Annotated in this window: 16 protein-coding genes; 10 read left to right on the top strand and 6 right to left on the bottom strand. The window is 70.5% G+C overall.

The annotated features are described in order from the left end of the window. Window positions 1-203: 203 nt before the first annotated feature. Window positions 204-689, top strand: coding sequence for a gamma-glutamylcyclotransferase (locus ABGB18_RS32715; RefSeq protein WP_347699507.1), 486 nt, complete (start codon window positions 204-206; stop codon window positions 687-689). Here ABGB18_RS32715 and ABGB18_RS32710 read toward each other — a convergent pair. Continuing rightward, a complete protein-coding gene (locus ABGB18_RS32710; RefSeq protein WP_347699506.1) occupies window positions 686-1,990 on the bottom strand; it encodes an MFS transporter in 1,305 nt (434 codons plus the stop codon). The two genes, ABGB18_RS32715 and ABGB18_RS32710, sit on opposite strands and share 4 nt — an antisense overlap. Window positions 1,991-2,099: 109 nt before the next feature. Between ABGB18_RS32710 and ABGB18_RS32705 the strand changes: the two genes are divergently transcribed. The 8 genes from ABGB18_RS32705 (at window position 2,100) to ABGB18_RS32670 (ending at window position 9,845) form a co-directional block, all read left to right on the top strand. Next, window positions 2,100-3,092 (top strand): Lrp/AsnC family transcriptional regulator, encoded by a 993-nt coding sequence (locus ABGB18_RS32705; protein WP_347699505.1) that lies wholly within the window; start codon window positions 2,100-2,102, stop codon window positions 3,090-3,092. Then, a complete protein-coding gene (locus ABGB18_RS32700) occupies window positions 3,089-4,393 on the top strand; it encodes a M20/M25/M40 family metallo-hydrolase (protein WP_347699504.1) in 1,305 nt (434 codons plus the stop codon). The genes ABGB18_RS32705 and ABGB18_RS32700 overlap by 4 nt, the downstream gene beginning before the upstream one ends. 3 nt (window positions 4,394-4,396) lie before the next feature. Further along, complete coding sequence (locus ABGB18_RS32695) at window positions 4,397-5,200, top strand: purine-nucleoside phosphorylase (RefSeq protein ID WP_347699503.1); 804 nt, start codon at window positions 4,397-4,399, stop codon at window positions 5,198-5,200. Further along, a complete protein-coding gene (locus ABGB18_RS32690; protein WP_347699502.1) occupies window positions 5,197-6,915 on the top strand; it encodes a phospho-sugar mutase in 1,719 nt (572 codons plus the stop codon). The genes ABGB18_RS32695 and ABGB18_RS32690 overlap by 4 nt, the downstream gene beginning before the upstream one ends. 53 nt (window positions 6,916-6,968) lie before the next feature. Next, window positions 6,969-7,232 carry a hypothetical protein gene (locus tag ABGB18_RS32685; protein WP_347699501.1) on the top strand — a complete coding sequence of 88 codons (264 nt, stop codon included), beginning with the start codon at window positions 6,969-6,971 and terminating at the stop codon, window positions 7,230-7,232. Beyond that, on the top strand, window positions 7,229-7,408 hold the full coding sequence (locus ABGB18_RS32680; RefSeq protein WP_347699500.1) for a hypothetical protein: 180 nt from the start codon (window positions 7,229-7,231) through the stop codon (window positions 7,406-7,408). Before ABGB18_RS32685 ends, ABGB18_RS32680 begins: the two co-directional genes overlap by 4 nt. 218 nt (window positions 7,409-7,626) lie before the next feature. Continuing rightward, window positions 7,627-9,126 (top strand): AMP-binding protein, encoded by a 1,500-nt coding sequence (locus ABGB18_RS32675; protein WP_347699499.1) that lies wholly within the window; start codon window positions 7,627-7,629, stop codon window positions 9,124-9,126. Beyond that, the gene (locus ABGB18_RS32670; RefSeq protein ID WP_347699498.1) at window positions 9,123-9,845 is read left to right on the top strand and encodes an enoyl-CoA hydratase/isomerase family protein; all 723 of its coding nucleotides are present in this window, start codon (window positions 9,123-9,125) and stop codon (window positions 9,843-9,845) included. Before ABGB18_RS32675 ends, ABGB18_RS32670 begins: the two co-directional genes overlap by 4 nt. A 38-nt stretch (window positions 9,846-9,883) precedes the next feature. On the opposite strand, the gene ABGB18_RS32665 is transcribed toward ABGB18_RS32670, so the two are convergent. The 5 genes from ABGB18_RS32665 to ABGB18_RS32645 form a co-directional block, all read right to left on the bottom strand. After that, window positions 9,884-10,615: a PH domain-containing protein gene (locus ABGB18_RS32665; RefSeq protein WP_347699497.1), complete on the bottom strand. Its 732-nt coding sequence runs from the start codon at window positions 10,613-10,615 to the stop codon at window positions 9,884-9,886. Continuing rightward, entirely contained in the window at window positions 10,612-11,685 is a 1,074-nt protein-coding gene (locus tag ABGB18_RS32660) for an adenosine deaminase (protein WP_347699496.1), read from the bottom strand. Before ABGB18_RS32660 ends, ABGB18_RS32665 begins: the two co-directional genes overlap by 4 nt. A 34-nt stretch (window positions 11,686-11,719) precedes the next feature. Further along, window positions 11,720-12,073, bottom strand: a complete 354-nt coding sequence (locus tag ABGB18_RS32655) for a cupin domain-containing protein (protein ID WP_347699495.1) — start codon at window positions 12,071-12,073, stop codon at window positions 11,720-11,722. A 5-nt stretch (window positions 12,074-12,078) separates the two neighbouring features. Next, a complete protein-coding gene (locus tag ABGB18_RS32650; RefSeq protein WP_347699494.1) occupies window positions 12,079-12,723 on the bottom strand; it encodes a hypothetical protein in 645 nt (214 codons plus the stop codon). Window positions 12,724-12,853: 130 nt separating this feature from the next. After that, the gene (locus ABGB18_RS32645) at window positions 12,854-14,266 is read right to left on the bottom strand and encodes an MFS transporter (RefSeq protein WP_347699493.1); all 1,413 of its coding nucleotides are present in this window, start codon (window positions 14,264-14,266) and stop codon (window positions 12,854-12,856) included. An 87-nt stretch (window positions 14,267-14,353) separates the two neighbouring features. Here ABGB18_RS32645 and ABGB18_RS32640 point away from each other — a divergent pair, with 87 nt between their 5' ends. Beyond that, complete coding sequence (locus ABGB18_RS32640; RefSeq protein ID WP_347699492.1) at window positions 14,354-14,740, top strand: MarR family transcriptional regulator; 387 nt, start codon at window positions 14,354-14,356, stop codon at window positions 14,738-14,740. Window positions 14,741-14,743 lie beyond the last annotated feature (3 nt).

The raw sequence follows: 14,743 nt of genomic DNA, 5'->3' as shown, positions 1-14,743 counted from the left end.
TCCCATTGTCCCGCACCCGGGTGGTACCACCGCAACCGGGCCACCACCACGTCCCCTCTGTGCCGGTTGACGGGCCCGCCGGTGTCACCCCGCCGGGACACGTGGGTCCCGCAGAGGAGCCTGATGGACCGGCGAAGCCGCTCAGCGTGACAGGATGGCGCGGTAGCTGGATGAGGAGCGGCACCCGGCGAGAGGGGTGGATCGTGGCGTGGCTCTCAGATCATTCAGGGAAACCGAGTGAGCCCAGGCTTTACGGGGCCTACGGCTCCAACATGGACCCTGAGCAGATGGTCATGCGTGCCCCGCACTCCCCGGTCTGGGGGGTGGGCTGGCTGCCGGGCTGGCGGCTGACGTTCGGGGGCATGGACCTGGCCTGGGAGGGCGCGGTCGCCACGATCGTGGAGGATCCCGACGAGCACGTGTTCGTCGTGCTCTACGACGTGCCCGACTGGGAGGAGACCTCGCTCGACCAGTGGGAGGGCGCGGTCCGCGGGGCCTACCACAAGGTGCGGCTGCGGGTGCAGACGCTCCAGGGCGAGGCCCTGGCCTGGTTCTACGTGCTCGACGGCTACGAGGGCGGCCTGCCGTCGGCCCGCTACCTCGGCAGCCTGGCGGACGCGGCGGAGCGCGCGGGCGCTCCCGACGACTACGTCAAGGAGCTGCGGGAGCGCCCCTGCAACACCGTCTAACTCAGCGGCTGGTCCTTGGTCTCGCGCAGCACGAAGACGTAGACCAGCGTGGAGACGAGCGCCAGCGCCGACATGTAGTAGGGGAAGGCCCCGACGTTGCCCGCGTCCTCCAGGGCGGTGCCGATGAGCGGCGCGGTGCCACCGAACAGGGCCACGGTCAGCGAATACGGGAAGCCCGCGCCGGCGGCGCGCACCCTGGTCGGGAAGAGCTCGGAGTTCACCGCGGCGGAGATCGAGGTGAAGCAGCCGAGGAAGACCATGCCGATCAACTGCACGGTCAGCAGGCTGCCGAACGAGCCGGAAATCATGTTGAGCAGCGGCACCGGCAGGATCAGGAAGCCGAGCCCGAAGGCGATCAGCATCGGCTTGCGCCCGACGCGGTCAGACAGCATCCCGAGCAGCGGCTGCAGGATCATGAAGAAGAACAGCGCGACCGTGCCGGCCTGCAGCGACGTCGCCGGGTCGAAGTCGACGGTGATCTGCGCGTAGATCGGCAGGAAGCTCGTCCAGGTGTAGTACGCCACGGTGCCCGCGATCGTGATGCCGACGATCGTGGCGGCCGCCTTCGGATGCCGCTGCAGAAACTCGAACATCCCCGGCCGCTCGGCCTCGCCGCGCCGGATCTCCTCCGCCACGGCCGAGGTCTCCTCGGCGCCCTTGCGGATCCACAGGCCGACGAGGCTGATCACCGCGCCCACGAGGAACGGGATGCGCCAGCCGTAGGCGTCCATGTCCGCCTTGGCCAGGCCGGAGGCGAGCAGCGCGGCCAGCCCGGAGGCGATGAGCTGGCCGATGGTGGTGCTGACGTACTGGAAACTGGAGAACAGGCCGCGGCGGCCGGGCGGGGCCGACTCCACCAGGAAGGTGGTCGCGGCGGCGAACTCGCCGCCCACGGACAGGCCCTGGACGAGCCTGGCGAGGGTCAGGATGATCGGCGACAGGAGGCCCACGGCCTCGTAGGTCGGCGTCACGCCCAGCAGCAGCGACCCGGCGCCCATCAGCACGATCGTGAACGTCATCGCGGCCTTGCGCCCGAACCTGTCGGCGAACGCGCCGACCAGCAGTCCGCCCAGCGGGCGCATGAAGAAGCCGACGGCGAACACGCCGTAGCTGCTCAGCAGCGGCACCAGGCTGTTGCCCGTGTCGCTCGGGAAGACCTGCGCGGAGAAGTACGTCGCCAGAAACGTGTACGCATACCAGTCGTACCACTCGACCACGTTGCCGATGCTGGCCGCCATCAGCTGGCGGACCCGGCTCTTGGGGATACCGAGGGGGGATTCAGCCACAGGGGAGGTCGCCACGGAGGCTCCTTTGCTGACAGTGCGGTGATGGCTTACTGTGCAGTTGAAAGACTTAAACAGTCAAATATCTGGGCTCATATTTACAAACCCGACACAGAAACGGCTCCAGGTGGACGTTCTCGACCGGCGCCTCGTCGCCGCGCTCCAGGTCAGCCCGCGGGCGTCGTGGGGTGAGCTCGGCAGAGCCGTGGGCGAGCACGAGCGCACGGTCGCACGCCGGCTGCAGCGGCTGTTCGCCGAGGGCATGGTGCGGGTCACCGCCATCTACGACGACCTGCGCACCGGGCATGGGCGCCCCGCCCACCTGCACGTCCAGGTGCGGCCCGGCACGGCCGGCGAGGTGGCCAGGGGGCTGGCCGACCGGCGCGACACCCGCTCCGTCTACGCCCTGACCGGCGCCGCCGACCTCGCCTGCGAGCTGGTCTCCCCCTCCAGGGAGGACCTGCACCACGTCCTCACCTCGCAGATCACCGCCATCGACGGGGTGCTGCAGACGCAGACCCAGGTCGTGCTGCACACGTTCAGGACCGTGGCCGAGTGGCACGCTCCCTTCCTCGGCGAGGTGGAGCTGTCCGGGCTGCGGCCGCCGCCGCTCCCCGCACGCCTGCCCGACGAGGAGGGCCTGTCGCCGCTGGAGGAGGAGATCGCCCAACTGCTGGTCGCCGACGGCCGGATCGCCTTCACCGCGGTCGCCGAGCGCCTGGACATCTCCGTGCCCACCGCCCGCCGGCGGGTCACCTCGCTGATCGAGCGCCGCCTGCTGCTGCCGCGCGCCGAGGTCGAGCCCGCGCTGCTCGGGCTGGAGGTGGAGGCCGTGCTGTGGCTGAAGGTCCGCCCGTACGGGCTCGACCTGGTCGGCCGGCGGCTGGCCGCGCACCCGTCCGTCCGCTACTGCGCCGCCACCTCCGGCACCCATTCGCTGAACGTTCAGGTCGTGACGGCCAACGAGGCCGACCTGTACCGGTTCATCACCGAGGTCGTGGGCGGCTACGACGAGATCACCGACGTGGACCTCACCCTCATCACCCGTGCCTACAAGCGCGGCCACCTGCACAAGTCCGGATTGCTCACGTTGGATCACCGTTGGGAGAAAACGCCATGACACCCGCCGAGAAAGAAGTCGCCGACCTGTGCGTGGAGCTGATCCGCGCCGACAGCAGCAACTACGGGGACGGCAGCGGCCCCGGCGAGCGGGCCGCGGCCGAGGTCGTCATGGCCAGGCTGTCCGAGGTCGGGATCGACTACGAGTACATCGAGAGCGAGCCGGGGCGCGGCAACGTGATCACCCGGGTGACGGGCACCGACCCGTCGCTGCCCGCGCTGCTGGTGCACGGCCACCTCGACGTGGTGCCCGCCAACGCCGCCGACTGGTCGGTGGACCCGTTCGCCGGTGAGGTTCGCGACGGCTACATCTGGGGCCGCGGCGCGGTGGACATGAAGGACATGGACGCGATGATGCTGTCCCTGATCCGCCAGCTCAAGCGCGAGGGGCGACGGCCGCGCCGGGACCTGGTCTTCGCCTGGGTCGCCGACGAGGAGGCCGGCGGCGTGTACGGCGCCAAATACCTCACCACCCACCACGCCGGCCTGTTCGAGGGCGTCACGGAGGCCATCAGCGAGGTCGGCGGCTACTCGCTGGAGGTGGACCCGTCACTGCGGCTCTACCTGATCGAGACGGCGCAGAAGGGCCTGGCCTGGATGAAGCTGACCGCCGACGGCACGGCGGGGCACGGCTCGATGCTCAACTCCGACAACGCGGTCACCGAGATCGCCAAGGCGGTGGCCAGGATCGGCGACCACGACTGGCCGCTGACGTACACGCCGACCGTGCGGCGGTTCCTCACCGAGGTCGCGAGCGCGTTCGCGATCGAGTTCGACGAGGACGACCCGCAGCCGGTGCTGGACAGGATCGGGCCGCTCGTCCGCTTCGTCGGCGCGACGCTGCGGAACACCACGAACCCCACCCAGCTCGGCGCCGGTTACAAGTCGAACGTCATCCCCGGCCAGGCCACGGCGGTGATCGACGGGCGGTTCCTGCCCGGGTTCGAGGACGACTTCTTCAAGACCATCGACTCGCTGCTCGGGCCGAAGGTGCGGCGCGAGTTCGTGCACCACGACATCGCGCTGGAGACGACGTTCGACGGCGACCTGGTGGATTCGATGATCGCGGCGATCAAGGCCGAGGACCCGGCCGCGCGGGCGATCCCGTACTGCATGTCCGGTGGCACCGACAACAAGACGTTCTTCGCGGACCTGGGGGTGCGCGGGTTCGGGTTCGTGCCGCTGCGGCTGCCCGGGGACATGGACTTCGCCTCCATGTTCCACGGCGTGGACGAGCGGGTGCCGGTCGACGCGCTGCAGTTCGGGGTGCGGGTGCTGGAGAGGCTGCTCCTAAACTACTGAGACGTGACCAAAGACGCATACACCCTCGCCCGCGAGGCCGCCGCGGCCTTGCGGGCCGCGACCGGCCTGGACAGCTTCGACGTGGCGCTCGTCATGGGATCGGGATGGGTACCCGCCGCCGACGCGATCGGCTCGGCGGTCAGCGAGACACCCTTCACCGGCCTGCCCGGCTTCCAGGCCCCCGCGGTGGCCGGGCACGGCGGCAGGATCCGCGTCGTGCGTACGGCGGCGGGGCGGCACGCCCTGGTGTTCCTCGGGCGTACGCACCTCTACGAGGGGCTCGGGGTGGACGCCGTGGTGCACGGCGTGCGTACGGCGGCCGCGGCCGGGGCCCGCACGATCGTGCTCACCAACGCGGCCGGCGGCCTGCGGCCCGAGACGCAGAGCGTCGGCGACCCGGTCCTGATCAGCGACCACATCAACCTGACCGGGGCCAACCCGATCACCGGGACCACGTTCCTGGACCTCACGGAGGTCTACTCGGGCCGGCTGCGTGCCCTGGCCCGCGAGATCGACCCGACGCTGGCCGAGGGGATCTACGTCGCCTTCCGCGGGCCCACGTACGAGACGCCGGCCGAGATCCGCATGCTCCGCACGCTGGGCGGCGACCTGATCGGCATGTCCACCGTGCTGGAGGCTGTCGCGGCCCGCGAGGCCGGCCTCGACGTGCTCGGCCTCTCCCTGGTCACCAACCCCGGTGCGGGCCTGTCCGGGGAGCCGCTCGACCACGAGGAGGTCCTGGAGGTCGGCCGGGCCACGGCCGCCCGCATGGGCGTGCTCCTGGCCAAGCTGGTGGACCGGTTGTGAACGGGATCAGCAGCGGGCACGGTGACCTGCTGGCGGAGGCCCGGCGCTGGCTGGCCCAGGATCCCGACCCCGACACCCGGGCCGAGCTGTCCGGTTTGATCGACCGCGGTGACCTGGACGCGATCGGCGACCGCTTCCGCACCAAGCTGGAGTTCGGCACCGCGGGGCTGCGCGGCGAGCTGGGCGCGGGCCCCAACCGGATGAACCGCGTCACCGTCATGCGCGCCGCCGCGGGCCTGGCCGCGGTGCTCGGGGCGGGCCGGCACGTGGTCATCGGCTACGACGCCCGCTACAAGTCCGACGTCTTCGCCCGGGACACGGCCGCCGTCCTGACCGGCGCGGGCCTGCACGCCTCGCTGCTGCCGCGCCCGCTGCCGACGCCCGTACTGGCCTTCGCCGTACGCCACCTCGGCGCGGACGCCGGGGTGACGGTCACCGCCAGCCACAACCCGCCGCGCGACAACGGCTACAAGGTCTATTGGGGCGACGGCTCGCAGATCGTGCCGCCGATCGACGCGGAGATCTCGGCCGCCATCGACGCCGCCGGCCCCGTGGACCGGCTCCCGCTGCACGCTCCCGGCACGCTGACGGAGCTGGGCGACGAGGTCGTCGCCGCCTACATCGCCGCGGTGACGTCGCTCCCGCTGGGCGAGGCCCGCGACCTGCGGGTGGCCTACACGCCGCTGCACGGGGTGGGCGCCGCCACGCTGGGCGCCGCCTTCCGGGCCGCCGGCTTCGAGCCCCCGGTGGCCGTCGCCGAGCAGCGCGATCCCGATCCCCGCTTCCCCACGGTGTCCTTCCCCAACCCGGAGGAACCGGGCGCGATGGATCTGGCCGTCACGCTGGCCGCCAAGCTGGAGGCGGACCTGGTGCTGGCCAACGACCCGGACGCCGACCGGTGCGCGGTGGGCGTGCCGCTGCCGGACGGCACGTGCCGCATGCTGACCGGCGACGAGGTCGGCGGCCTGCTGGCCGAGCACGTGATCACGCACACCACCGGGGACCGGATGGTGGCCACCACCATCGTCTCCTCGACCCTGCTCGGCAAGATCGCCCAGGCGCACGGGGTCCGGTACGGCGAGACGCTGACCGGCTTCAAGTGGATCATGCGGGCGGGCCCCGGCCTGGTGTTCGGCTACGAGGAGGCCATCGGCTACAGCGTGGGCAGCGGTGCCGGCGCCGCCACCAGCGCCGTTACCGGCGCCGCGACCAGCACAGTCAGCACGGACAACACGGACGCCGGACTCCCGGTGCGAGACAAGGACGGCATCGGAGCGGCACTGACGGTGGCGGCCATCGCGGCGGAGGCCAAGCGCGCCGGCCGTACCCTCCTGGACCTGCTGGACGACCAGGCCCGCCGCTACGGCCTGCACGCCACCTCGCAGCTCGCCTTCCGCGTAGCCGACCTCTCGCTGATCACCACCGCCATGTCCCGCCTGCGCACCACCCCACCCACCACCCTCGGCGGCCGGACGGTGACCCGCGCAGACGACCTGGCCGACGGCGACGGCGGTCTCCCCCCGACCGACGGCCTGCGCTATTTCCTGGCAGGCGACGCCCGCGTGGTGATCCGCCCCTCGGGAACGGAACCCAAGCTCAAGTGCTACCTGGAGGTCGTCGTCCCGGTCGAAGGCGAGGTCGCGGAGGCCCGCACCCACGCCACCACGGCCCTCGACACCCTGAAGACCGACCTGACCGACCTGCTGACACCATAAGGAAGACAACCACTTTTGGTTGTACCAGAGTTGGTACAACCAAAAGTGGTTGCTTGCAGGGGGACTCAGCGGACGGTTTCATCGGCCGCCATCGCGAGCTGACCATGCTCAGCCGGCTTTTCGCACGCGTGGGCGCCGGAGACCGGCCAGGGCGGGCCATCCTCATGCGCGGCCGCCGCCGGGTCGGGAAATCACGTCTCGCGGAGGAGTTCGTCCATCGCAGCGACGTGCCCAGCCTCTTCTTCACCGCCGCGCACGAGCCACCCGACGAGCAACTCCAGCGGTTCATCGAGGATGCACCTTCGTCGGTTCCGTGAAGTGGCTGGAGAACCGGCCCTTCGATCACCACGACCTGAAGGAACTGATCGCCCACAGCTTGAAGCCGTCTGGAGCCGATGCGTCGACACCGCTCTACGCGGTCTCACGCAGCGGCTGCGACGTCCAGGGCGTTACCCACGTCACACCCGAGGAGCTCCTCGACGCGTGGAGGTGAGGCGATGGTCTCACTGCTGAGACCATCGCCGAAGTTGGTCTCACCGATGCGACTGCTTGATACAACCAAATTTGGTTGTATCAAGCGTGAGACCAGGGTGAGCGCGTCGGTGCTCCGCAGCCCGGCCGGCTGCTGACACGGTGTCATGGTCAACCTATGGTGATTTCGGATGACATGGGGCCTTTCCCTGCCGCTCGACCTGTCATGGGAGCCGCCGGATGCACGAAACGATCCCCGAGTTGATGAGGCACGCCGCCAGAACGTACGGCGCACGAGAGTTCCTCCGCTGCAACGACACCTCGCTGACCTTCGCAGAGGCCGATGAGCGGTCGGATCTGATCGCCCGGGGCCTGGTCGCCTGGGGCGTGCGGCCCGGCGACCGGGTCGCGATCATGCTGGACAACGTCTCCGACTGGCCGTTGACCTGGCTCGGGGTCCTGAAGGCCGGGGCCGTCGCCGTCCCGGTGAACACGCGCTACCAGGCCGCCGACCTGGCACACGTCCTGCGGGACTCCGGCTCCGCCCGAACCGTCACCAACCTCGACTACGCCTCCATCAACCTGGGCGGCTGCAGCACCCCGGACTTCCTGACGTACCAGCAGAGCCACCTGGTCCCCGACACTCCCACCGAAAGCCACGATGTAGCGAATTTTCAGTACACGTCGGGCACTACGGGCTTCCCCAAGGCCTGCATGCTCACCCACGACTTCTTCCTCAGAACCGCCCAGATCATCGCCGACCAGGTGAACCTCCGGGACGACGACGTCATGATCATGGCCCAGGCCTACTCCTACCTGGACCCCCAGTGGGCCACCGTGCTCTGCCTGCTCGGCGGCGTCCCGCTCGTGGTGCTCCCCCGCTTCTCCGCCTCCGGCTTCTGGGCCTCGGTCAGGGAGCACCGGGCGACGCTCACGTACGTGCTGGGCTCCATGCCCCTGCTGCTGCACAAGCAGCCACCCCACCCGCGCGACCGCGACCACCGCATGCGGCTGGTGATCTGCTCGGGCATCCGGCCGGACCTGCACCAGGCGTTCGAGGAGCGCTGGGGTGCACCCTGGCGCGAGCTGTACGGCTCCACGGAGAGCGGCCCCGACCTGGTGATGCCCGAGGACGCGGACGGGACGGCCGGCACCGGCGCGCTGGGCGTCCCGCCCCCGGGCAAGGAGGTCGAGCTGGACGAGAGCGGCGAGATCCTGGTCAGGGGCGTGCCCATGATGCGCGGCTACTGGAACCACCCGGAGGCGACCGCCCACGCCTTCAGGGACGGCTGGTACCACACCGGTGACCTGGGCTTCCGCGACGCACAGGGCTACATACACCACGCCGGGCGGATCAAGGACATGGTCCGCAGGGGCGGCGAGAACATCTCGTGCGCCGAGGTGGAAGCGGTGCTCACCCAGCACCCGGCGGTGCTGCAGGCGGCCCTGGTCCCCATCCCCGACGAGCTGTACGGCGAGCTGCCCAAGGCGTTCCTGCAGCTCCGCCCCGGCCACGAGCCCGGCGTCGAGCTGGCCGTGAGCGTGGTAGGGCACGCCAGAGAACGCCTGGCCAAGTTCAAGATCCCGGCGTACGTGGAGTTCGTGGAAGGGTTCTCCCTGACCCCCTCGGCCCGCATTGAGAAGCGCCACCTCCTCACCCCGGAACGCGACCAGCGCGCCGCCCCCGCCATCGCGACCGACCACCCCCACCGGGCGACAGCACAGAAGGAGCACTCATGATCCACGTGACGGAGCGCGACGAGGTGGCGGTGATCACGATCGCCCGCCCGGAGAAGCTGAACGCCCTCACCAACGCCATGCGCACCGACCTGGCGGCCGCGGTGCGCGAGCACGGCAAGAGCGCCAGGGGCATCGTGGTCACCGGCACCGGCCGGGCCTTCTCGGCGGGTGAGGACCTGTACGAGGCCGTGGGCAAGTCGCTCGTGACCGAGGTGGAGACCTTCCACGACATGACCAGGGCCGTGCTGGAGACGCGGGTCCCGGTTGTGGCCGCGGTCAACGGCCTGGCCGTGGGCGGGGCCGCCGAATGGACGCTCTGCTTCGACTCCCGCATCGGCACCGAGGCGGCCGGCTATTTCTGGCCCGAGAACCACCTGGGCCTGTCGATCTCGAACGCCTCCAGCTACCTGCTCCCCCGCCTGGTGGGCGCCAGGGCGCTGCGGCTGGTGCTCGACTCGACCCGCATGACCGCCGAGCAGGCCCACGCGATGGGCCTGCTGGACGAGCTCGTCGCCGCGGAGGCGCTGCTGGATGCGGCCGTCGCCCGCGTACGCCACTGGACCGCCCCGGGCACGGCCACCGCCACACACCTCGCGCTGCTGCGCCCGCCGCTGGAGGAGGTGGAGCGCGCTTTCGGGGCGGAGACCGCGGCCGCCGTCGAGGTGGAGGAATCGGGCCTCGCCCAGGCGGGCATGTCCCGGTTCGTCAACCGGACCTAGTCCGACCTGGCCCACTGTGTCCGGTTCGTCTATCCGACCTAGGCGACGACGATGGCCGCGACCACCAGCGCCACCGCCACCAGCAGCACGGCGATGGAGTCGTAGGACCAGGTCACCCGGACCCCCGCCGCCTCAGACCCGACCGTCTCAGACCCGACCGCCTCAGACCCGACCGTCTCGGACTCGGCCGCCGTGTGAGGCTTGGCCGCCGTATCGCGCTTGGCCGCCGCCGTGTCGGCCGGGGCCGCCGCCTCCGCGCGGCGCCTGGCCGCCTCGGCGCGCTCGCGGATCTGATCTCCCACCCAGTCGGCGTGCGTCTTGCCGGCGAACGCCTCCTGCGCCGCCTGCTCGCCCCTGGACAGCGTGGGCTCGGTGTTGAAGCGCCCCCGCCGCTGCGGCCGGGGGCTCGCGCGCCGCTGCGCCTTGGCCCGCTCCCGCGCGCTGCTCATCGGCGTCCACAGCCGCAGCACGCGCTCGTCGCCGTGGTGCACGTTGATGGCGTGCGACACCGTCACGTCCTCGATCGAGGCCCACGGCAGGAACGTCGTGCGGAACGGGTTGCGCCCCACCAGCCCCGCCTCCGTGAACACGGTGGCCGGGCGCAGCGCGATCGCGTAGACCAGCGCCGTCAGCACCCCGAGCACGGCCAGCGCCACCAGCGACGGCGGACCGCTGTAGCGGACGATCAGGTCCCAGACGTTGAAGGCGACGAAGACCAGCCACACCCAGCCGAGCACGAACGCCGTCTTCGAACGGTAGGTTTGCTTCACAGTTGCCACTTCAGTTGAGCGAACCCCGGCTTGATGACACCGTTGATCAGCGCCAGCCGCTCGTCGAACGGGATGAACGCCGACTTCATGGCGTTGACCGCGAACCACTGCAGGTCATCCCATCCATAGCCGAACGCCTCCACCAGCTTGTGGCACTCCAGCGACGCGTTCGTCGAGCTCATCAGCCGGTTGTCGGTGTTGACCGTGACCCTGAAGTGCAGCCGCCGCAGCAGCCCGATGGGATGCTCGGCGATCGACGCGGCGGCCCCGGTCTGCAGGTTGGAGGTGGGGCACATCTCCAGCGGGATGCGCTTGTCGCGCACGTAGGCGGCCAGCCGCCCCAGCTTGGCGACCCCGTCGCCGTCCACGGTGATGTCGTCGATGATGCGTACGCCGTGCCCGAGCCGGTCGGCGCCGCACCACTGGATGGCCTGCCAGATGGACGGCAGCCCGAACGCCTCGCCGGCGTGGATGGTGAAGTGGGCGTTTTCCCGCTGCAGGTATTCGAACGCGTCGAGGTGCCTGGTGGGCGGGTATCCGGCCTCGGCCCCGGCGATGTCGAAGCCCACCACGCCGCCGTCCCGGTAACGCACCGCGAGCTCGGCGATCTCCCTGGACCTCGCCTGGTGCCGCATGGCCGTCAGCAGCGTGCCGACGCGTACGCCGCGCCCCTGCGAGCCCTGCCGGAATCCCTCCAGCACGGCCTCCACCACCTGGTCCAGGCTCAGGCCCCGGGTGGTGTGCTGCTCGGGCGCGAACCGCACCTCCGCGTAGACCACCCCGTCGTCGGCCAGGTCCTGCGCGCACTCGGCGGCCACGCGGACGAGCGACTCGCGCGTCTGCATGACCCCGACCGTGTGCTCGAACGTCTCCAGATAGCGTTCGAGCGAGCCCGAGTCGGACGCCGCCTCGAACCACTCGCGGAGGTTGTCGGGGTCCTCGGTGGGCAACCGATCGTAGCCGGTCTCCCGGGCGAGCTCGACGATCGTCTCGGCGCGGAGCCCGCCGTCGAGGTGATCGTGCAGCAACACCTTGGGAGCCCGCCGGATCTCATCAAGCGTGGGGCTCATCTGGACATGATATGAGCAGCGCCCGCTCCTGCGGCTACTGCTCCCGCCCCGCCGTTTCCGGCGAGAAGGCGGGCAGGCACACGGCGATGTACTCGGCGCCCTCGGGCCCCACGCTGTAACGCACCTTCTCCCCCGGCGACGTCACCACCGACTGCCCGGCCGCGACCTCCGTCACGTCGCCGTCGTGCTCCACCACCACCGTGCCGCGCAGCACCACGGTGTATTCGGTGAAGGACGGCGCCTGGGCCGGCTCGGACCAGCCGGGCGGCGCGGTCATGTGCGCGATGGAGATGGCGCCGTCACCGCTGCTGACGCGGCCGACGTGCTCGTCGATGAGCTTTCCACCAGGTACGGGAATGCGGGCCGGAGCCTCGATCTTTCTCACCACGAGGGTCAGTGTGCCACGTCGACCGTCAGCCGTCCGGGTCGCTCCCTGACCTGGTAACCGGCCTGCCGGTCCAGCACCAGCCCGATGCCGACGCGGCCCTTGACCTCGCCGGTGCGCACGACCTGGTTGAGGTTGCCCAGGTCGGCGCGGTAGATCGGGCCGCCGGACCAGGTCGATCTGCCGTGGCGGTCGCGCGCGTTCGCCGGGAAGATCGTGAGCTGCAGGTATGCGCCGCCACTCACGTCGATGGGCTTGCCGGAGCCCTCCTGGACGAGCCTGTCCACCCAGGTGACGTGGTAGCCCGGGGTGCCGCCCTTGAGGTTGACGACCACGCGGTCGTAGGTGCCGTGGGTGGCGTACCGCACGGCCGTCACGAGCGCTGGCCGGCCGCCGCCGTAATCGACGTGTACCTCGCTGTTGCTCGACGAGGTGCCGCTCTCCGGGTCGCGGTCGGGCGGCGCGCCGGCGTCCAGGTCCGCCTCCGGGTCGTCCGGCCAGGAACCGCCGGACGAGATGCCGTCGTCCGCTTCGCCGCCACCGGACGGCGCCCGGGCGGGCGGCCTGTCCGGCACGACGGTGTCGGAGGAGGTGCCGCAGGCGGTGAGCACGGCGACCAGGCAGGCGAACGGAACGGCGGCACGTGAGCGCATATCGGGTAGATGCCCAGCTCACGGGCTTACAAGCGGCATCATGCCGAATCGGCCCGAGGCCACGCGAACGGCGTCCCGCGCCGGAAAGACCCCGCGGTGCCCGGTGCGGGCGCCCGCGGGGCCGTACGCGTCAGACGGTCTCGTAGACGGTGGCCGAGCCCTTCTGCTCGACCGGCACGGCCCTACGGGCGCGCAGGCCGGTCGCGGAGATCACCAGGCCGACCAGGGCCAGCACCAGCGACACGACGATGGCCGCGCGCATCGACCCGATGGAGAGCGTCTCACCACCGCCCGAGGTGAGCACGGCGGTCACCACGGCCAGTACGATCGCGCCGCCCACCTGGCCCGACGTGTTGAGCAGCCCGGAGGCCAGGCCCTGCTCGTCGTCGTGCACGCCGTTGGTGGCCTGGATGTTCAGCGAGGGGAACGACAGCGCGAACGCGATGCCCAGCAGGACCATACCGGGGATCACCATGCCGCCGAGGCTGGGCGTGCGGTCGATGCCGAGGAAGATCGCATACCCTCCGGCGAGCGCGGCGGCGCCGACGACGATCAGCTTGCCGGTGCCGAACCGGTCGGCGAAGTCGCCCATCTTGGTCGAGGTGATCGCGACGAGCAGGCCGGTGGGCAGGAACGCCATGGCCGTGCCGAACGCCGACCAGCCCAGCAGGTTCTGGAAGTACTGCATGGCCACGAACTGGAAGGCCACGTACGAGCCCATCAGGATGAGCAGCCCCAGGTTGGCCCGCACGATCGAGCCCGAGCGCAGGATGCCGAGCCGGACCAGCGGGTGCCGCATCCGCTGCTCGGCCAGGACGAACAGGATGAGCAGCACGGCGACCACCACCAGCGAGCCGATGGTCTGCAGGGAGGCCCAGCCGGCCTCGGGCGCCTGCACCACGGTGAACACCAGCAGCAGCATGGAGGCCGTGATCAGCGCCGCGCCGACCAGGTCGTGACCGCCCTCGGCGCGCTCCTCCCGGACGCGCGGCAGCACCTTCAGCGCGGCGAAAAGGGCGATGACCGCGACAGGCACCGGCATCAGCAGCGTCCAGCGCCAGCCGATCTCGGTGAGCAGGCCGGACAGCACCAGGCCGAGCGAGTAGCCGCTGGCGCCGCAGGCGGTGAAGATGCTCAACGCCCGGTTGCGCTCCGGCCCTTCGGGAAACGTCGTGGTGATGATCGACAGGGCCGCGGGCGCGGTGAAGGCGGCGGCCACACCCTTCACGAACCGGGCCGCGATCAGCAACCCGCCGTCGTCCACCACGCCACCGAGCAACGAGGCCACGGCGAAGACGCCCAGCGCGGCCAGGAACACCCTGCGCCGCCCGAGCAGGTCGGCGGTCCTGCCCCCGAGCAGCAGAAGACCGCCGTAGCCGAGCACGTAGCCGCTGACCACCCATTGCAAAGAGGAAGTACTGAGCCCCAGGTCATGCTGGATGGCGGGCAGAGCCACGCCGACCATCGAGACATCCAGGGCGTCAAGGAATATCACTGTGCAGAGCACGGCAAGCGCGCCCCAACGGGATGACAAGGAGGACATGCCTCAGAACAATACATGCAAGTGCATCTAATGCAAGCGCATTTAATGCCGTTGCATGTTTATTGGCGGGATGGTAACCTCCGCGACATGGACGACGACGTCGCGGTCGACACCTGGCACTATGTCCTGGCCAAACACGCCAAGGGGATGTGCGCGCTGGAGCGCGAGCTGGGCGAGCGGCACGGCCTGGGGCCCAGCGAGTTCGAGGTCCTGGACCGCATCGTCCGCCACGACAGGAAGCTGCGCATCCAGGAGCTCTGCGACGAGGTCCACCTGAGCCAGAGCGCGCTGTCGCGGGTGGTGGCCCGGCTGGAGAAGGTCGCGCTCGTGTCACGCGGCGTCTGCGACGACGACCGGCGCGGCGTCTTCGTCTGCATCACCGACGAGGGCCGCGCCCGGCACGCCGAGGCGGTCCCGACGCACCAGGCCGTCCTTCAGGAGATCTTCGCCGACGACCCGGCCCTGGCCCGCTGACCG

Source organism: Nonomuraea sp. B12E4, assembly GCF_039871825.1.
In the GTDB taxonomy this organism is placed as follows: Bacteria; Actinomycetota; Actinomycetes; order Streptosporangiales; family Streptosporangiaceae; genus Nonomuraea.
The sequence above is the reverse complement of the archived record's forward strand: the minus strand, read 5'-3'. Positions and strand labels throughout refer to the sequence as shown.

Excerpts from the sequence above, each read along its gene's own strand:
- ABGB18_RS32700 (WP_347699504.1), top strand. The coding sequence starts at position 3,089 with ATGACACCCGCCGAGAAAGAAGTCGCCGACCTGTGCGTGGAGCTGATC.
- ABGB18_RS32675 (WP_347699499.1), top strand. The coding sequence starts at position 7,627 with ATGCACGAAACGATCCCCGAGTTGATGAGGCACGCCGCCAGAACGTAC.
- ABGB18_RS32670 (WP_347699498.1), top strand. The coding sequence starts at position 9,123 with ATGATCCACGTGACGGAGCGCGACGAGGTGGCGGTGATCACGATCGCC.
- ABGB18_RS32660 (WP_347699496.1), bottom strand. The coding sequence starts at position 11,685 with ATGAGCCCCACGCTTGATGAGATCCGGCGGGCTCCCAAGGTGTTGCTG.
- ABGB18_RS32650 (WP_347699494.1), bottom strand. The coding sequence starts at position 12,723 with ATGCGCTCACGTGCCGCCGTTCCGTTCGCCTGCCTGGTCGCCGTGCTC.
- ABGB18_RS32645 (WP_347699493.1), bottom strand. The coding sequence starts at position 14,266 with ATGTCCTCCTTGTCATCCCGTTGGGGCGCGCTTGCCGTGCTCTGCACA.
- ABGB18_RS32640 (WP_347699492.1), top strand. The coding sequence starts at position 14,354 with ATGGACGACGACGTCGCGGTCGACACCTGGCACTATGTCCTGGCCAAA.